This is a genomic window from Streptomyces sp. NPDC059247 (assembly GCF_042754005.1).
Taxonomy (GTDB): Bacteria; Actinomycetota; Actinomycetes; order Streptomycetales; family Streptomycetaceae; genus Streptomyces.
The window spans coordinates 193,609-210,113 of sequence record NZ_JBHYZW010000012.1 but is presented as its reverse complement, the minus strand read 5'-3'; the positions used below and the strand labels follow the sequence as shown (position 1 = coordinate 210,113).

Below are 16,505 nucleotides of genomic sequence, written 5' to 3'. Positions count from 1 at the left end.
GACCCACAACATTCTCGGCACTCACAGCTTCGCCACCCCCTTGGCAATGAACGCCACCAGCGCGAAAACCGCGACCACAGTGACGACGAAGGCCAGATCGGCCATCGTGAGCTCCCGGTGAGAAAAGACGAGGAACGGTTCCTCGGACAGGATGAGGAAACCGTCCCCGGCCTCGTCCATCACCGCCGTTGACGGGCCCCTAACGCCGTGAGGGCCCGTCTTGACGCGTCTCCTACGAGGGAGTGCCCCGCCGCCCCCGCCGCCAGTGGCCGGGAACACACCTGTCCGCGGCCGAGACTCGCGGACCGGGATGCCCGCCGGTCCGTCCGAGCCGACCGCCCCCGGCGCCCGTCAGCAAAGCCCGTCAGCGGAGCCCGTCCCCGGCGCCCGTCAGCGGAGCCCGGCCACCTCGGCGCCCAGCCACACGGCGAGGAGTCCGGCGGTCAGGCTCCCGACCACGTTGAGCGCCGCGTACGCCTTCGCCCCGCCCTCGTACAGCTTCAGCGTCTCGTACGAGAACGTCGAGTACGTCGTCAGGGCTCCGCACAGTCCGGTGCCGAGCAGGGCGTACGTGTGGGCGGAGGTGACACCGGCGAGCAGCCCGAGCACGAACGAGCCGACGACGTTGACCACGAACGTGCCCCAGGGGAACACCGAGTCGGTCCGGGCGCGGACGGCGCGGTCCGTGAGGTAGCGCAGCGGCGCGCCGACGGCGGCGCCCACGACGACGAGCAGCCAGTTCACTCCCGGGTCTCCCCGCCCCGGGATCCGTCCCCGGCGCGGTCCGTGTACCGGACGACCTCGCAGTCGTCGAGGACCACCAGACCCTCCGTCACCAGTTCGTCCAACTGGGGGAGGAAGGCGCGGACCCGTTCCTCGGTGTCGACGATCAGGACCGCCACCGGCAGGTCCTCGCTCAGCGACAGGATGCGGGAGGTGTGGATGCGGGAGGAGGCGCCGAAGCCCTCGACGCCCCGGAAGACGGAGGCGCCCGCGAGACCGGCCGCGTGGGCGCGGTGCACGATCTCGGTAGAGAGCGGCCGGTGGTGCCAGGTGTCGTTCTCGCCGACGAAGACCGTCAGGCGCAGTTCCCTGCCCGTGGACCGGGTCATCCCTGTCCCCTCTCTCTGACGCGCGCCGTCAGTGTCCTGGTGGCGGTCACGCCCGCCCAGACGGCGGCGAGCGCGGTGACGGCGGTTCCGCAGGGGTAGAGCAGGGCGCGCGCCGTGTCCCCGGCGGCCAGCAGTCGCTGGGTGTCGAGGCCGTAGGTGGAGAAGGTGGTGTAGCCGCCGCAGAACCCCGTCCCGAGGAAGGGCCGCAGCAGGGGGTGCGGGGCGGTCATGGTCTCGGTGAGCAGCACCGTGAGCACGCCGAGGAGGGCGGAGCCGGAGACGTTGACCGCGAAGGTCGTCCAGGGGAAGGAGTCCGTGGCCGTGGGCCAGGCGAGCGAGGCGGCGTACCGGGCGACCGCTCCGAGGGATCCGCCCGCGGCCACGACCCCGACGACGGGCAGCTGGCCGCGGAGATCCATGCGTCCATGCTACGAGGACGTCGAGGCGAGGCGCACAGGCGCGGCCCCCGGCCTGGGGCATTTAACCGGGGTCCGGCCCGTGCAGCCTCGCTCTGCGATGGTCCGGCCACGCCACGCGACCGGTCAAAGGAGCGTCGGAGAGTCTGTCAGATCCCCCCGTGGGGTATTCCGGGCGCTCCGGGCACGGCCGGGGGCGGGGGTCGCGGAGGAGGCCGGAGAGTGTCCGGAGGGTGTTCCGCCACCCTCGGAAGACACCCCTCTGACCTGCGACGACACGGCGGGGGGTGGCCGGACCACCATCCGGCGGCCGATTCGGGTGCCGGGTACACCTCGTCCCCGGGGGTGGTTCCGGGTGACCTTGGTGGAGCAGCGGGAGGGAGCTGCGCAACCTGAGGGCAGGAGTGTCGTGAGTACATCCGTCGCAACCAAGCGCAGGACCGCCGCCGGGCTCGTTCCACCGGCCGCGCCCCTGGGCGCCGTCAGGTCAGCGGGCGCGGGGGGCTCGCGCGAGGACGTCTACACCGAGCTGTGTGCCGCGCTGTTCTCCGGCTTCCCGCGCCGTGACCAGCGGTTGAAGGCCGAGCAGTATCTGCGGGGTCTGCTCACCGCGCAGGGCCGCAAGTCGATCCGGAACATCGCCGCGCAGATCGGGGGGCCCGCCGCCGAGCAGAGCCTGCACCACTTCGTGTCGAGTTCCACCTGGGACTGGCAGCCCATGCGGGCGGCGCTGGCCCGGCACCTGGAGCGGACGAGCTGTCCGCAGGCGTGGGTGGTGCGGCCGATGCCGATCCCGAAGGCCGGGGAGCACTCGGTGGGTGTGGACCGGCGGTTCGATCCGGAGCGCGGGCAGGTCTTCCACGGCCAGCAGGCGTTCGGGGTGTGGTTCGCCGGTGAGGAGCTGAGCGTTCCGGTGAACTGGCGGCTGTTCCTGCCGGACCCCTGGGTGAACGACCGCACGCGGCGCGACCGTGCGGAGGTTCCCCAGGAGGCGGGCGAGGAGACCCTTGAGGAGTGTGCGGTGGCGGCGGCGCTGGACGCGGCCCGCTGGCCGGACGTGGCCCGCAAGCCGGTGCTGCTCGACATCCGGGGCGGTGCGGGGCGGGCGGCCCTGACGCGGCTCGCGGGGGCGGGGGTGCCGGTGGTGGCGCGGATCGGTCCCGGTTCGCGGCTGGCGATCGCGGACCGTTCGCTGCCGGGCTTCGGCGCGGGTCCGCTGTCCGCCGTGCAGATCCTGGAGTCCCTCAAGGGGCTGCGGAGGCCGGTGAGCTGGGTGGACACGGTGGCGGGTGCGCGGACCTCGCGGACCTCGCTGGCGACGGCGGTCCGGGTGGCGTTGCCCACGCCGGGCGGGGAGCGGATGCGTCCGCTGGTGCTGCTCGGTGAGTGGGACGATCCCCGGCGGGCTCCGTCGCGGGTGTGGATCAGCGATCTGACCGGGTCTCCGGTGGGTTCCCTGCTGCGGCTGACGAAGCTGGCGCGCCGGGTGGAGCGGGACTTCGCGGAGATCGGTGAGGGGGCGGGGCTGCGGGACTTCGTGGGCCGCTCGTACCGGGGCTGGCACCGGCACATCACGCTGGCGTCGGCGGCGCACGCGGCGACGGCGCTGTCCAGCGCCGACTGGGACTCGGGCTACCGCTCGGGGCGTACGGCGAGCTGAGCCGCCCCGCGCGTGTCTTCCCCGGCGGGCCTCGGGCCCGCCGGGGATGCCGTGTGTCCGGCGGCGGGTCCCGGCCTCCGGGCGCTCCGGCCTTGTGCTCAGGCGCTGTTCTTCGGCCTTGCGCTCAGGCCTTGCATTCCGGCCTTGCGGCTTCGGCCTTGCGTTCCGGCCTCGTGCTCAGGCGTTGCGCTCCGGCGGGGCGGGCGGGCGGCGGTGCGGGTCGGTGGCGGCGCGGCCCCGGGCGAGGACCTCGCGGGTGCGCTGGAGGCGGAGCGCGAGCTGGACCTCAAGGACCTGGCCGGGCTTCTGCCATTCGGGGCCGAGGAGTTCGCCGATGCGTTCCAGGCGGCGGGAGACCGTGTTGGGGTGGACGTGCAGGGCCTCGGCCGCGTTGGTGGGGCTGCCGCCGGAGGCGAAGTAGGCCTCCAGGGTGTGGGTGAGGTCGGTGAACCGTTCGGCGTCGTAGTCGAGGACGGGTCCGATGGCCGCCTCGACGAAGCCGTCGACGTCGTTGTCGTCGGAGAGCAGCAGCCCGAGGAAGCCGAGGTCCTGTACGGACGCGGCGGAGCCGGTGCCGCCGAGCGCGCTCATCGCGTCGAGGCAGCGGCCGGCCTCCTGGTGGAGCCGTCCGACGCCGTCCGGGCTCCAGCCGGGTCCGGCGGCGGCGACGGATACGGGGTGCCCGAGCAGCGGGGACAGTTCGGCGGCGACGGCCTTGGCGGCGGCCGAGGCGTCGATGCCGGGGAGCAGCAGCACGATGCAGCCGCCCTGCACGGTCTTCAGTCCGGAGAGCCGGTACGCGTACGAGGACGCCCAGACCACGGCCCTGCCCTGTTCGCCGCCCTCCGGCCGGGCGAGCACGAGGACATGGGCCTTGCGCAGGTCCACGCCGAGGCGGCGGGCGCGCTGGGCGATCTGCTGGGGGGCGTGCGGCGGGTCGGCGATGAGGTCGTCGAGGAGTTCGTCGCGGACGGGTCCTTCGGCGACGGCGGTGGAGCGGCGCATCAGGAGGAGGAAGGCGATGGACTGGGCGGCGAGTTCGAGGAGGCGTTCGTCCTCGCCGGTGAGTCCGCCCGCGGTCCGGACGACGAGGACGCCGAGGTCTTCGGAGCCCGCGATGACGGGGGCGACCCAGGTGTCGTCGGCGGCGGGGACGGGGCGGCGGCGGGCGTGCGCGTCGAGCGAGGCCTTGGCGACGGCCTTCTCGTCGAGTGCGGGAACGTCCCCGGCGGTGGCGAGGCAGCGACCGCCCTGGTCGCGGACCATGACGGTCGCGTCGAGGGCGTCGGCGGCGGCCTTGGCGACGTTGCACAGGTCGCCGCCCGCGAGGACGAGGTTCATGATGCGGCCGTGGGCCTCGCTGACGTGCCGCATCCGGGTGAGGCTGGTGCGGACGCGGGCGCTGTCCCGTTCGAGTTCGGAGACCTCGGTGCGGGTGCGGTCGAGGAGCCCGGCCTTCTCCACGCCGAGGGCGGCGAGGTCGGCGAGGGCGGCGAGGAGCCCGACCTCTTCCGGCGTGTGGTGGCGGACGCGCCGGTCGGCGCCGTACAGGGCGCCGATCACGGTGTCGCCGCTGCGCAGCGGCGCCGCCATGACGGCGTGCAGGCCCTCGGCGCGCAGGGCGGCCTCCGCGGCCTCGTCGAAGGCCGGGGCGTGGAGGCCGGTGCCGGTCCTGGCCGTGGGCGCGAAGCGTTCGTCGGCGAGGTGGTCGGCGGTCCAGACGGGTTCGCCGAGGAGCTGGACGAAGCCGCCGACGCCGTATCCCTCGGCGAACCGGAGACCGGGGGCGAGCCGGGGGGCGCCCTCCCGGCCGGCGGGGTGGTCGGCGAGGGCGCCGTCGGTGGTGTGGACGTAGCAGGCGCCGTGCGGGCCGCGCAGCGTCACGTACGCGAGGTCGAGGCCGAGGAGCAGTCGGGCGCGGCGGGTGATGACCCGCAGCAGGCCGTCGAGGTCGTACGAGGAGGTGAGGTCGCGGGCGGTGTCGGTGAGGGCGATGAGTCCGGCCTCGTGGCGGGGGTCGCGGCCCTGTCCCGCGCGGACCACTCCGGCGAGGGCGACGGCCCGTTCGAGCCGGTCGAGGGTGTCGTCGTCGAGGCCGGTGGCGCGGGCCTCGGCGAGGAGGGCGTCGAACCGGGCGGGCGGTGCCTGGGCCGCGAGCAGTTCGAGGACCGTGAGCAGCGCGTGGGCACCACCGGCTCCGTCCGCGCCGTACAAGCTCATGGTCCCTACTCCCGTGATCGAGCGAAATCGGGCGCCTGGGAGGAAACCCGTACTGCTCGCCGAAAATAATTCGGCTTCGGGAGTCGGTCAACGGTGAGCTGCCGCACTTCATTCCCCACCGGTAACTGTCGGCGGGCGGGTCTGGTTCCCGGGTGTCAGCCGACCGAGGAGCCGACGGGGACGAGACGCCCCCGGGTGGGGCTGAACTGGGTGGGCACGCGGGGCACGTACACGGGGAGGCCGGCGGTGTCCCGGACGGCGAGGACCGAGCGGCGGAGGCGGCGGAGGCGTGCCGAGGGCTCCATGCCGGTCTCGGCGAGGAGCGTGGCGCCCAGCCGGTCGAAGACGGCGAGGGCCTCGTCGTGCTGTCCGCAGCGCAGCAGGGCGACCATGTAGTGGGCGTGCAGCGGTTCGTTGGTGCGGTAGCGGGCGGTGAGGCCGGAGAGTTCGGGGACGAGTTCGGCGTGTCCGCCGAGGCCGAGCTGTGCCTCGGTCCACTGGTCGAGGACGCTGAGCCGGGAGGTCTCCAGGCGCTCGATCTCCCGGCGGAGGCGGGGTCCGGCGGCGACGCCCGCGTAGGGTTCGCCGCGCCAGAGGGCGAGGGCCTCGCCGAGGCGGAGGGCGGCGCGCGGGAGGTCGCCCGCCTCCATGGCCCGGTAGCCCGCTCCGGCCGCGCGCTCGAACTGCCAGACGTCGTTGGTGCCGCCGCCGGTGTCGAGGCGGTAGCCGCCGGGCTGGGAGACGAGGATCGCTTCGGCGGTGCGCCGGTCCGACCAGCCGGGCCGGGGTTCGGCCGGGGTGGCGCCGCGCAGCGCGCCCGCGATGAGGGCGCGCAACTCGGTTATGTGGGCCTGGAGTTCGGTACGGGCCCCGCGCGGGGCGCCGGACGGCCACAGTTCCTCGGTGAGGACCGTCACGGGGACGACCTGGTCGGCGCTGGCCGTGAGCAGGGCGAGGAGCTGACGGGGCGCCGCGGCGGTCGGGGTGATCGACACCCCGTGCTCGCGCACCGAAAGTCCCCCCAGAATCCGGACGTCCACCTTGCCCCCTCAGTGCCTGTGCGGTGTCTGTGTGCGGGATGACTCCCGATGATTAGAAAAGACCCCCGTAGGCATGTCAATAAGAAACCGGAGGGTACGGAATCCCGACCTCTGATATCGGGGTGATTCACCCTCTTTGTCCGGTTATTGAGGCGTAGTGATTTCGTCATTGGCGGGGACCGTACGTACGGAGGAAGGCTGTTTCCGGACTCGCAGGTATGCTTTCAAGGGTCCTCGCAGCTGACAACGGGGTTCACACCTGCGATTTCCGGCCAAAAACCGGCAGCGAGGTACGGTTCCGGGGCGGGACCCCCTCACCCGACCGCGGCGGCGGTCAGCAGACCGAACGCGATGACGACCAGGGCCGTACGGATCCGGTGGAAGCCGTTCCAGCGCCGCTCGAAGGCGGCGCGCACGGCCGCCGGGTCGTCGCCGGGACCCTCGGGGGCGGCCAGCGCGTTGTTGAGCGGGACGTTGCCGCCGACGGTGACCACGTGGTTGAGCAGCGCGCACACCAGCCCCCCGAGCACCAGCCACTTCTGAGCGTCCGTCCGCCCGTCGACGGGCACGAGGAACGCGGCGACGGGGAAGACGGCCACCCCGAGGAAGACCGCCATGAAGACGGCCCTCGGCACGGCTTCGTTGATCCGGCGCATCACCGTGACGAACTCGGCGTCCTCCAGCCGGGCGAGCGCGGGCATGATCCCGGTCTGGAAGACCAGCATGAAACCGGCGTACAGACCGGCGCATCCGACGGCGAGGGCGAGCAGCAGCGAGGCCATGCGCCATTCTGACCGCCCACCGGCCCGCCCGGGAGCCATACGGGGCCACAAGTGACACGTGTGACACGGGAGATGGGAGTGGGGCGAGTCCGATGCGGTGCCGAGGAGGTAGGTGAGGCGGATGGGGCAGGAGTGGGCCGGGGTGGGTCCCATGTGGGGGGGGGCGGGCGCCGGGACGAGTCCGGGGCGACCGGCAGGTGGCCTTGTGGGTGGGGGTACGGGTACCGGAGTGACCGGCGGTTGGCCTTGCGGGCGAGTCGTACGGGTGCCGGAACGGCCGACCGCCGCCCCCACGAGCGAGGGCACGGGCGCCGGGAGTGCGAGCCGCTGGCCCTACGGGTACGGGCGGGAATGCCGGAGAGCCCGCCCACCGGCCCTCACCGGTACGGGAACGGGTACCGGAACCGACCGGCCCCCGGCCCTCCGCGCATGAGGTACGAGCACCCGGACCGGAATGGCCGACCGCCGGACTTACGGGTACGGGCGCGAGCGCCGGAAGGACGAGCCGCCGGGCCCGACACGTGAGGGGCGTGAGGGGCATGGGTGCTGGAACGAACGGCTGAGGGCGCCATGAGGTGAGAGGTATCCGGTCCGGGTCGTCGGCAGCGGGGGCGTCGACGACCGGACGTCGGCAGCCGGGTCTCGGCCCGGTCGCCGAAGGCGGCGAGGGCGACGAGGGCGATCGAGCCGTCGTCGCGGAGTCCATCGGCGGGCAGGTCTGGGGACTCCCTGACGAGGTCGAGGCGACCGGGCTCGGCAAGGTACCGGAGACGTCCACGACGAGGACGGGCGCGGCGGTCGGGCGCGGGGCACGGCGGTCAGCCCCCGGGGCGGCGAGCCCGACCCACGCCAGGGACCAGCCGTCGCGGCGACCGGTGCGCGCCTCTTCGACGGTCACGCTGAAACCGCCGGGCACGGGCGGTCGGGGCGGAAGCCGTTGGCGAGCACCTCGGGGCGCACGGTCGCCGGATCGACGCCCGCACTTCGGCGAGGGGGGGTGACGGGCGTAGCCGTAGAAGGCGGTGTCGAAGGCGGATGGGCGGATGGAGGCGGGCGGATGGGGGGCGGGCGGATGGGGGGGTGGAAGGCGGACAGGTGACCGGCGGCGGGACGCTCACGGCCGTCTGCGGCGGGACCACCGCCGGAGCCGGACCGGTCGGGGGCGCCCTCACCCCCGTCGCTATCGCCGCCCCCGCCGCCACTGTCGCCACAGCCGCCCCACCGACGCCGCCACCACCGGGGGGGGGAGCGCGGGAACGGTTGCGCCGACCCTCCGGAGCGCGGAGGGGGAAGCTCTTCCGTGCGCGGAGGCGGAGGCGCTTCCGTCGCCGCCCGGGGCGCCGCGTCCGATCGTCAGTGCGGCGGCGAGGAGCGCGGTGGTGGCCGGGAACCGCCTCCGTTCGCGGTGGATTCGACGTGACCCGGGTCGACGCACGTCATCTCCCCCTCTTCGTAAGGCACTTGTGAAGGTGACGGCCGGGATGCCCGCGCGGAGCCGTCGGAGGAGTTGCGGATGCATCTCGGTGCGGCGACGGCGACCGGGGTGACGTGAGGTGGCATGGATTCGCCATCCTTCTCAACAGGGGTTGTCACCGTGTGCAGTCACATGCGTACATTGAGTGGACATCGGATGGGCGGGGGTGGTCAGCGGTGGCAGAGAGCGCGGGCTCCGTGATGCTCGCCCGTTCGGCGATGAACCGGGCCGCGACCGAGGGACAGCGGCCCGCGGGGCGACCGGTCCGGGGGGCGCGGCGCATCAGCGCGGCACTCGCCGGGCTGGCCGCTTCCACGCGGTACGAACTGCTGACCTTCGACGACCCGGTCGCGTCCGCGGGCTGCGCGATCCCCGAGCCGTTCCTGGAATTGGCGGGAGCGTGTATGCGGGCCGCGGCGGAGCGGGCCGGCGAGGTCAGACGGATCGTGCCTCGGCACGCGCTGTCCCGGATCGAGGACGGACTCCGGCTCCCCGGCCGGGCCCGGCTGGTCGAGTCGATCCCGTTCAAGCTGATCGTGGTCGACCGGACGGTGGCGGCGGTGCCGCTCGACCTCGAACTGCTCTACAACGGGCTGCTGCTGATCCGGGACCCGGTGATCGTGCAGGCCCTCGTCCGGACCCATCACGCCTGCTGGGCGGCGGCGGAGGAGCTGACGTACGTGCCGCCGCCACCGCCGCCGCCCCGCGATCTGCCTCCGCAGTTGCGTCCGGTGCTCGACGCCCTCCTGTCGGGGCTCACCGACGAGACGGCGGCGACCAGGCTCGGCATGTCGGCACGGACGTACAGCCGCCGGGTCGGGGAGCTGATGACGGCCCTCGGCACGACGAGCCGCTTCCGCGCGGGCGCGGAAGCGGCTCGAAGAGGGTGGCTGTGAGTGACCGACCGCCCGGGGCCCGGCCCCTGGCCCGGACCCCGGGACGGGCGCGGTCCGGCCGGGCGCGGTCCGGCCGGGTGCGATCCAGGCGGGTGCGATCCAGGCGGAGGTCTCCCGTGGCTAGGACACGATGTCCTTGCGGGCGAAGCCCCGGAAGGCGAGGGCGAAGAGGACCAGGGCGTACGTGAGGGAGATCGCCGTGCCCTTCACCATGCCGCCCCATTCCAGCTGCGGCTGGAGCGCGTCGATCCAGGCGAACTGCCAGTGCGCCGGAAGGTACTCGCGCCAGTCGCCGAGAGCGGTCACCGCGTCGAGGACGTTGCCCACGATGGTCAGGCCGACCGCGCCGCCGACCGCGCCCAGCGGGGCGTCGGTACGGGTGGAGAGCCAGAACGCGAGCCCGGCCGTGACCAGTTGGGACGCGAAGACGAACGCGACGGCGACCGCGAGCCGGAACAGGGCGTCTCCGGCGGGCACCGCGCCGCCGGTGGGGAGCAGCAGCGGCCCCCAGCCGTAGGCGACCGTGCCCGCCGCCAGGGCCACGACCGGCAGCAGCACCATCGCGGCGGCGCTGTAGCCGAGGGCGACGGCCAGCTTGGAGGCGAGCAGCCGGGACCGGGGCACGGGCGCGGCGAGGAGATAGCGCAGCGAGGACCAGCTCGCCTCGGAGGCGACGGTGTCCCCGCAGAACAGGGCCACGGGAATGACGAGGAGGAATCCGGCCGAGACGAAGAGGCAGGTCGCCGCGAAGTTGGCGCCGGAGGCCGTCGCCGTGTCCATCAGGGTGATGCGTCCGCTGCCGCCCTCCCGGTCGCCGCCGACCGCGAACGCGATGATCAGGACGAACGGCAGGGCGACCAGGATGCCGCCCATGACCAGGGTGCGGCGGCGCTTCCACTGGCGGAGGGCCTCGACGCGCAGCGGCAGGGTGCGCCCGGCGCGGTAGCCGGGTGCGGATTCCACGGGGGCCGTGGGGGTGTCGAGCGGCCCGCTCATGCGGCACCTCCTCCGATCAGGGTCAGGAACGCGTCTTCGAGGCGCCGGTGCGGTCCGACGCCGGTCAGCGGTACGTCCAGGGCGACGAGTTCGCCGATGAGCGCGGTGGGCGCGACCCCGTCGAGCCGGACGAGGATGCCGCCGTCGGCACGGGTCGCCCCGGCCACGCCCGGGAGCGCGCCGATCTTCTCCACGAGGACGTCGCCGACGGGTCCGCCGAGCGTCACCAGGAGGGTGTCGCCGGAGCCGGTGATCTCCGCGACCGGGCCCGCCTGCACCAGTCGGCCCCGGTCCATGACGACGAGATGGGTGCAGGACTGTTCGACCTCGGCGAGGAGATGGCTGGAGACGATGACGGTACGGCCGTCGGCCGCGTACCGGATCATGACCTCGCGCATCTCGCGGATCTGCGGCGGGTCGAGTCCGTTGGTGGGCTCGTCCAGGATCAGCAGGTCCGGCAGGCCGAGCATGGCCTGGGCGAGGGCGAGGCGCTGGCGCATCCCCTGCGAGTAGGTGCGGACCGCGCGTTCGAGGGCGCCGCCGAGGTTCGCGATGCGCAGGGCCTCGTCGACATGGGCGTCCTCGGCGGGGCGGCCGGTGGCCTTCCAGTACAGGTCCAGGTTCTCCCGGCCGGAGAGGTGCGGCAGGAATCCGGCGCCCTCCACGAAGGCGCCGACCCGGGAGAGGACCGGGGCGCCGGGGCGGATCGCCTGGCCGAAGACCCGGATCTCGCCCTCGTCGGGAGCGATCAGGCCCATCAGCATCCGCAGGGTGGTGGTCTTGCCCGCGCCGTTCGGCCCGAGGAGGCCGAGGACCTGGCCCTGTTCGACGCGGAACGACAGGTCCCGGACGCTGTACCGGTCGCCGCCCTTGTACTTCTTGGAGAGTCCGGTGATCACCAGGGGCACGGTGGTGAGGCCGGGGTCGGGCGCGGGGGCGCCGGTGCGGCGGCGGGCGGTGAGCAGCAGTCCGGCGGCGACGGCGAGGCCGAGGAGCGGCAGGCCCCAGACCCACCAGGGCAGGGTAACGGCCTGGGTGTCGAGACCGGGGGCGGTCGGGACGGTGAGCGGGCCGTCGACGGCGACGGTGTATCCGGCGGGGACGAGCGGGGAGGCGTAGCCGAGGTCGGTGGCGGCGACCACGAGCCGCAGCCGGTGCCCGGACTCCACCTCGTGGTCGATCGCGGGCAGGGTGAGCGTGACGGTCCGGCCGGAGGTGGCGTCCGCGACGCGGACGGGCGCGACGAGCTGGGCGGGCAGCACCTGCTGGCGCCCGTCGGGCCCGACGTCGTACACCTTGGCGAAGAGGACGGCGGAGCCGTCGGCGGCGGTGGAGGTCACCTTGACGCGGACGGTCGGGGTGCCGGTGATCCGGAGCTGTCCGGTCAGCGGCGCGCTGTCGAAGCGGGCGTACTGGCCGGGGAAGTCGAGGGAGAGGCCGACGCCGAGGGAGGAGAGTCCGGAGAGGCCGCCGCCGAGTCCGGGCACGGCGGAGACGGCGGGCGGTGTGGCGCCCGCGGGGTTGGTGAAGCTCTGCGGCCCTCCGGTGAGGGTGATGCCGGTGGGGCCCGCGGTGAGTCCGGGGTAGCGGTCGGCGGTGGCGGCGCGCAGGGTGGCCCGCCCGTCGGTGGAGTCGACGCCTCCGGTACGGCTGACGCGGAAGGCGGGGCCGGTGTCGACGGAGGTGTCGCGCTTCAGCCAGCGGTCGAACCAGGTGTTGACGCGCTGTTCGACGCGGTCGGTCTCGCGGTCGCCGCCGTCGTGGCCGCCGGAGATCCAGTCGACGGCGACGGGGGCGCCGTTGGCGGTGAGGGCGCGGGCGGCGGCGTCGGACTGGGCGAGGGTGAAGAGGGAGTCCGACTGGCCCTGGACGAGGAGCGTGGGCACCTTGATCCGGTCGGCGACGGCGGAGGGGCTCCGGGCTTCGAGGAGGGCGCGGGCGGCGGCGTCGGGCTTCCCCGCGACGGCGACGCGCTGGTAGAGGCCGCAGAGTTCGGGGGTGAAGCGACCGCAGGCGGTCCCGCCCCGCTGCCCCGGCCCCTCGGGGCGGTCTCCGGTGGAGAAGAAGATCCCGGCCCAGAGCTTCTTGAAGACACCGTCGGGGAACAGCGCGTCGGCGAGGTTCCAGTAGGTGATCTGGGGGGCGACGGCGTCGACGCGCGGATCGTGTCCGGCGGCGAGCAGGGAGATCGCGCCGCCGTAGGAGGCGCCGGTGACGCCGACGCGCGGATCGCCGGGCTTGTCGAGGAGGACCTCGGGGCGGTCGGCGAGCCAGTCGATCAGCTTCCGGACGTCCTTGACCTCGTGCTCGGGGTCGTTGAGTCCGATCTCGCCGGTGGAGGCGCCGAAACCGCGGGCGGACCAGGTGAGGACGGCGTAGCCGTCGCGGGCCAGCCCTTCGGCCTGGGCGCGCACGTCGTCCTTGGAGCCGCCGAAGCCGTGGCCGAGGAGGACGGCGGGGCGGCGCCCGGCGCCGTCGCCGGTGAAGTAGGAGGTGTCGAGCCGGACGCCGTCGAGGTCGAGCGTCCGGTCCGCGCGGTGCACGGGGGGCGGATCGTCCGAGGCGACGGCGGTCCAGGTGCCGCCGCCCGCGAGGACGGCGAGGACGGCGGTGACCGCGGCCCACCGGGGAATTCGGAGTCGCATGGTGTCGAGCCTAAGCGGGCCGCCCAGCGGCCTCGGCTGCCGGGAGACGGAACTGCCGCACCTCCTGGAGTCGTACGGACCACGCTCGCGTACCGCAGGCGCAGTAGCGGGCTTGCGGACACACTCGAATATATCTCCACATATTCTGGCGTATCCGAATGGAACGGCCGGAGCGGCCGTGCCGAGGGTCCTGTGGGCGTCGATGGTGGAGAGCCGCCTCTCGGTGGTGGAGGAGCCGCCCTCTCCCGGTCTCCGGGGAACCGCCGTCCACGGCGGGACGCCACCCGGACCGGCCAGGCCGGGGCGGCGTCGGCGGTCGCCGTCACCACTCCGCTTCGAGCCCGACGAGCACACGACGCAGGAACGTGGCCGTGACATCCGGCCTCGCCGCCGCTCCGGCCGGGGGCCGAGCCGCGTTCCGGCGCCGGGGAAGCGGCGTCGGCCCCGGGGAGCGAACCGCCCACACCACCTTGCCGCCCGCCGCGCGGTAGGAGCCCAAGCGCTCCGCGAGCCGCTGGACGAGCAGCAGACCGCGCCCGCCCTCGGACTCGCCGTCGGCCCGCCGGAGCACGGGCAGCACGAACCTCCTGAAGCAAGCAGCGACCGGGCGCTTCCGCGCGCGCTCCGAGGAAGCTCGTACGGAGTTCAGAGCAACGGGCAGGCGATGCCCGGTGCGGCACGGTTCGGGCAACAGGTCACGAGGGCCACCGAGTGAAAGACAGTGCCGTTGAGGTAGTGGCCGAGGGACACGTCGCCACCCCACATCAACCGCTCCACCGCCGCTCGCGCCAAGACCCCGAGGCGGGTCGGGTTCCGCTCCGCTTCGGCCGCGAACCGGGATGCGAACTCCGCGAGCTGAAGGCCCAGCCACTCACCGGCCTCCTTCGGCTCGTCCCAGGTCCCCCGGATCGTGGAGGGCGGCTTCATCAGCCAGTGCGCCGTCTGGATCGGCGGCAGGCCGGTCACAGGGAACTCCGCCGCAGCATGTCGGTACCGGACGACGACCTCGTCCGGACTCCCAGCGGTCGGGGGCTCCCCCGGAGGGCGGCGGACGCCCTCCTTGTCGAAGTCCCTCTTCTCCCCGAGCCATGCGTAACCGTGGTGGTGCACTGCTGCTCCGTTCCTGGGAATGCCGACGGCCCCGCCCGTCGGCATGAGGGCGGGGCCGTCGATTCGGTGGGTACTCAGGGATCAGGCGGAGAGATCGAACCTCGCGGGGGCGATACCCGCCGCGTCCAGTTCCGCGGTGGTGAAGCGCAGCGGCTCCGCGTCCGGACGCTTGCTGTCGCCCAGGGCCCACGCGTCCGGGCCGATCCTGGCGAGGGTCACGCACGCCTCGCCGTCCGGGTGGGTATTGCCTCCGCACGCCTTCGAGAAGGTGGCCGCGTCGATGTCGAGCGCGTACAGATCGGTCATCGTTGCCCTTCCTGATCTGCTTGACGGCCTGCTGGAAGGCCGTCTCCCCGCCCCCGTCGGGCGGGAAGTCCCGGTGCCCCGTAAGGCCTCTGCCCTCTGCTGCACCACGTCTGCGTGTCCGTCACGCGGCCACGCTCCGAGCACTGGGCATTCGCTGCGCCGGTAGACCACGGCGGGCGCACCCTTGCCATGTCGTTCCCCCTGATTGCCGTTCGGTACGCGACAATCTTCGACCCCTGGAAGGGCCTGCTGAAGCTTTATTCGCGTTGTCGGGTAAAGGCGTTGGCCCATTCGCTCAGGCGTTCTCTGGCATGTTCACCGAACAAGGCGTACCGCTCGAAGGTGGCGAATTCTTCGCGGTACGCGGATACGTCCCGACGGTCCCGGAAGACCATCAGACCAGTGGAGGCCTCCACTGTGGCGATCCGCTCGTCGTAGACGGTGAAGACGTTGAGCGGGCCCGGCATCACCCCGGGCCCGATCGGGATCACCCCGATGCGGACGTTGGGCAAGCGGGTCAACGAGGCGAGCCGGTCCATCTGCGTGGCCAGCGCTTCGGGAGGGACGAGCGGCCAGCGCACGGCCTGCTCGGTCAGGACGAAGGTGAACTGTTTCGACCTGTCGTGCAGCACGGCTTGGCGCTCAAGCTTCTTCGCGACGGTCTTGCTCTGGTCTCCGGGAACGTCCGCGATGCTGGCTCGCACATACTCCGGCGTGGCCAGGAGCCCTGTGATCATCGTGGGCAGGAAGTAGCGGAACTCCGTGGCCGACTTCTCGAAGCCGGCCAGCTCGTTCTGTCGCTTGTCCAGACCCCTGCGCTGGGAAGACCACGTGTCCTGCCATTCCGTGTTGGCCATCCGGGCCAGCGCCATGATCTCGGTCACGAGAGAGGTGGGCGTGTCGAGCGCGTGGAGGATCAGTTCCACGTCCATGAGAGCGGGGGTCAGCTTCCCGCTCTCGATGTTGCTGATTTTCGTCTGCGACATGTTGCAGCGCTGAGCGAGCCGGGTCTGGGTCCACCCGGCTCGCCTGCGCAGCGTCTTCAGCGTGTACGCCAGGTCGGCCCGCGATTCTCCTAGCTGCCGAGGGTCAAACGTCAATGCCCTTCACGTACTCCTCGAAGGGCATCGACTCGGCGACAGCGATGCGCTGGTGCTCGATGAACGGGGTGAGGTCTCCTTCGTAGACCTCACGGCTGATCTGCCGCCCGTCCGGCCGGTAGTTCATCAGGACTACTTCGGAGCGGTCGAACATCCAGAAGTCCTGCACGCTCTCAAGGGGGTTGTCCCGGTCGGTCACGTCAAGAATGCGGATCTGTTCACCGGCCAGGACGTGAGGCGCGTAGTACTGGGAGAACTCGAACCGCAGATAGTCGGAGAGCGGTCGGGTGAGAACGTGTACGCGGCCTTGGGGACGTCCTTCGGCAGCCTGGCGGCGCAGCCGGTCGGTGTACTCGTTCGAGACCACGTGGGGGTCGATGCGCGCTCCGGCCCTGAAGGCCCGGAACTCTTCCTCCTCCTGCGGCATGAGGTACTGGGGCAGGGTCTCCAGACGCCACGCTTCGACCGCGAAGCGCTCGAACCTGGAACGCCAGGCGTCACCATCCAAGAGCACGGAAAGCCTCCCTCAGTACGGCCTCGGGGATCTCGACGAGGCCCTCACCCACGGGGGGCTGGAAGGCCGTGGACACGTCCCCCTGGACGATGATCGAGCCGCTCGGGGAGACGTACACGTGGGGGCAGTCGTCTTTGCCGCAGGTGCCGTTCCCGTTGCCGGTGAGTCTGGTCAGTTCCTCGCGGGTCATGGTGGAACCCCCTTGTCGGGCAGCCCGGTCGGGCTGGTGGCCAT

17 protein-coding genes are annotated in these 16,505 nt (G+C 72.7%); 2 read left to right on the top strand and 15 right to left on the bottom strand.

What is annotated here, in order from left to right:
- Positions 1 to 21: 21 nt before the first annotated feature.
- From ACFXGN_RS22350 to crcB (ACFXGN_RS22335), 4 genes are all read right to left on the bottom strand, one after another.
- Positions 22 to 183 (bottom strand): hypothetical protein, encoded by a 162-nt coding sequence (locus tag ACFXGN_RS22350; RefSeq protein WP_384861896.1) that lies wholly within the window; start codon positions 181 to 183, stop codon positions 22 to 24.
- 207 nt (positions 184 to 390) lie between these two features.
- Positions 391 to 744: a fluoride efflux transporter CrcB gene (crcB, locus tag ACFXGN_RS22345; protein WP_384861869.1), complete on the bottom strand. Its 354-nt coding sequence runs from the start codon at positions 742 to 744 to the stop codon at positions 391 to 393.
- Positions 741 to 1,112 carry a DUF190 domain-containing protein gene (locus ACFXGN_RS22340; protein ID WP_384861866.1) on the bottom strand — a complete coding sequence of 124 codons (372 nt, stop codon included), beginning with the start codon at positions 1,110 to 1,112 and terminating at the stop codon, positions 741 to 743. Before ACFXGN_RS22340 ends, crcB (ACFXGN_RS22345) begins: the two co-directional genes overlap by 4 nt.
- Positions 1,109 to 1,531, bottom strand: a complete 423-nt coding sequence (gene crcB / locus ACFXGN_RS22335; protein WP_384861862.1) for a fluoride efflux transporter CrcB — start codon at positions 1,529 to 1,531, stop codon at positions 1,109 to 1,111. The genes ACFXGN_RS22340 and crcB (ACFXGN_RS22335) overlap by 4 nt, the downstream gene beginning before the upstream one ends.
- 406 nt (positions 1,532 to 1,937) lie before the next feature.
- On the opposite strand from crcB (ACFXGN_RS22335), the gene ACFXGN_RS22330 reads away from it, so the two are divergent.
- Entirely contained in the window at positions 1,938 to 3,188 is a 1,251-nt protein-coding gene (locus ACFXGN_RS22330; RefSeq protein ID WP_384861859.1) for an IS701 family transposase, read from the top strand.
- Between the two features lie 177 nt (positions 3,189 to 3,365).
- Here ACFXGN_RS22330 and ACFXGN_RS22325 read toward each other — a convergent pair whose 3' ends face one another.
- The 3 genes from ACFXGN_RS22325 to ACFXGN_RS22315 all read right to left on the bottom strand — a co-directional run bounded on the left by ACFXGN_RS22325 (position 3,366) and on the right by ACFXGN_RS22315 (position 7,230).
- Positions 3,366 to 5,408 (bottom strand): helix-turn-helix domain-containing protein, encoded by a 2,043-nt coding sequence (locus tag ACFXGN_RS22325; RefSeq protein WP_384861856.1) that lies wholly within the window; start codon positions 5,406 to 5,408, stop codon positions 3,366 to 3,368.
- Between the two features lie 155 nt (positions 5,409 to 5,563).
- Positions 5,564 to 6,448 carry a BTAD domain-containing putative transcriptional regulator gene (locus tag ACFXGN_RS22320; RefSeq protein ID WP_384861853.1) on the bottom strand — a complete coding sequence of 295 codons (885 nt, stop codon included), beginning with the start codon at positions 6,446 to 6,448 and terminating at the stop codon, positions 5,564 to 5,566.
- A 314-nt stretch (positions 6,449 to 6,762) separates the two neighbouring features.
- Positions 6,763 to 7,230, bottom strand: coding sequence for a DUF1772 domain-containing protein (locus ACFXGN_RS22315; RefSeq protein ID WP_384861850.1), 468 nt, complete (start codon positions 7,228 to 7,230; stop codon positions 6,763 to 6,765).
- Between the two features lie 1,650 nt (positions 7,231 to 8,880).
- Here ACFXGN_RS22315 and ACFXGN_RS22310 point away from each other — a divergent pair.
- Positions 8,881 to 9,600, top strand: coding sequence for a DNA-binding response regulator (locus tag ACFXGN_RS22310; protein WP_384861847.1), 720 nt, complete (start codon positions 8,881 to 8,883; stop codon positions 9,598 to 9,600).
- 120 nt (positions 9,601 to 9,720) lie between these two features.
- Here the strand turns inward: ACFXGN_RS22310 and ACFXGN_RS22305 are convergent, their stop codons facing one another.
- The 8 genes from ACFXGN_RS22305 to ACFXGN_RS22270 all read right to left on the bottom strand — a co-directional run bounded on the left by ACFXGN_RS22305 (position 9,721) and on the right by ACFXGN_RS22270 (position 16,461).
- Positions 9,721 to 10,596 (bottom strand): ABC transporter permease, encoded by an 876-nt coding sequence (locus ACFXGN_RS22305; RefSeq protein WP_384861845.1) that lies wholly within the window; start codon positions 10,594 to 10,596, stop codon positions 9,721 to 9,723.
- On the bottom strand, positions 10,593 to 13,241 hold the full coding sequence (locus ACFXGN_RS22300; RefSeq protein ID WP_384861843.1) for an alpha/beta fold hydrolase: 2,649 nt from the start codon (positions 13,239 to 13,241) through the stop codon (positions 10,593 to 10,595). Before ACFXGN_RS22300 ends, ACFXGN_RS22305 begins: the two co-directional genes overlap by 4 nt.
- 322 nt (positions 13,242 to 13,563) lie before the next feature.
- Positions 13,564 to 13,821 carry a hypothetical protein gene (locus tag ACFXGN_RS22295; protein WP_384861840.1) on the bottom strand — a complete coding sequence of 86 codons (258 nt, stop codon included), beginning with the start codon at positions 13,819 to 13,821 and terminating at the stop codon, positions 13,564 to 13,566.
- Positions 13,822 to 13,886: 65 nt separating this feature from the next.
- Complete coding sequence (locus tag ACFXGN_RS22290; RefSeq protein ID WP_384861837.1) at positions 13,887 to 14,351, bottom strand: hypothetical protein; 465 nt, start codon at positions 14,349 to 14,351, stop codon at positions 13,887 to 13,889.
- 81 nt (positions 14,352 to 14,432) lie between these two features.
- The gene (locus ACFXGN_RS22285; RefSeq protein WP_384861834.1) at positions 14,433 to 14,657 is read right to left on the bottom strand and encodes a DUF397 domain-containing protein; all 225 of its coding nucleotides are present in this window, start codon (positions 14,655 to 14,657) and stop codon (positions 14,433 to 14,435) included.
- Positions 14,658 to 14,914: 257 nt separating this feature from the next.
- A complete protein-coding gene (locus ACFXGN_RS22280) occupies positions 14,915 to 15,757 on the bottom strand; it encodes a helix-turn-helix domain-containing protein (RefSeq protein ID WP_384861831.1) in 843 nt (280 codons plus the stop codon).
- Positions 15,747 to 16,271 (bottom strand): DUF6879 family protein, encoded by a 525-nt coding sequence (locus tag ACFXGN_RS22275; protein WP_384861828.1) that lies wholly within the window; start codon positions 16,269 to 16,271, stop codon positions 15,747 to 15,749. The genes ACFXGN_RS22280 and ACFXGN_RS22275 overlap by 11 nt, the downstream gene beginning before the upstream one ends.
- A complete protein-coding gene (locus ACFXGN_RS22270; RefSeq protein ID WP_384861825.1) occupies positions 16,255 to 16,461 on the bottom strand; it encodes a hypothetical protein in 207 nt (68 codons plus the stop codon). The genes ACFXGN_RS22275 and ACFXGN_RS22270 overlap by 17 nt, the downstream gene beginning before the upstream one ends.
- Between the last annotated feature and the right edge of the window lie 44 nt (positions 16,462 to 16,505).

Excerpts from the sequence above, each read along its gene's own strand:
- crcB (WP_384861862.1), bottom strand. The coding sequence starts at position 1,531 with ATGGATCTCCGCGGCCAGCTGCCCGTCGTCGGGGTCGTGGCCGCGGGC.
- ACFXGN_RS22305 (WP_384861845.1), bottom strand. The coding sequence starts at position 10,596 with ATGAGCGGGCCGCTCGACACCCCCACGGCCCCCGTGGAATCCGCACCC.
- ACFXGN_RS22285 (WP_384861834.1), bottom strand. The coding sequence starts at position 14,657 with ATGACCGATCTGTACGCGCTCGACATCGACGCGGCCACCTTCTCGAAG.
- ACFXGN_RS22300 (WP_384861843.1), bottom strand. The coding sequence starts at position 13,241 with ATGCGACTCCGAATTCCCCGGTGGGCCGCGGTCACCGCCGTCCTCGCC.
- ACFXGN_RS22315 (WP_384861850.1), bottom strand. The coding sequence starts at position 7,230 with ATGGCCTCGCTGCTGCTCGCCCTCGCCGTCGGATGCGCCGGTCTGTAC.
- ACFXGN_RS22340 (WP_384861866.1), bottom strand. The coding sequence starts at position 1,112 with ATGACCCGGTCCACGGGCAGGGAACTGCGCCTGACGGTCTTCGTCGGC.
- ACFXGN_RS22325 (WP_384861856.1), bottom strand. The coding sequence starts at position 5,408 with ATGAGCTTGTACGGCGCGGACGGAGCCGGTGGTGCCCACGCGCTGCTC.
- ACFXGN_RS22270 (WP_384861825.1), bottom strand. The coding sequence starts at position 16,461 with ATGACCCGCGAGGAACTGACCAGACTCACCGGCAACGGGAACGGCACC.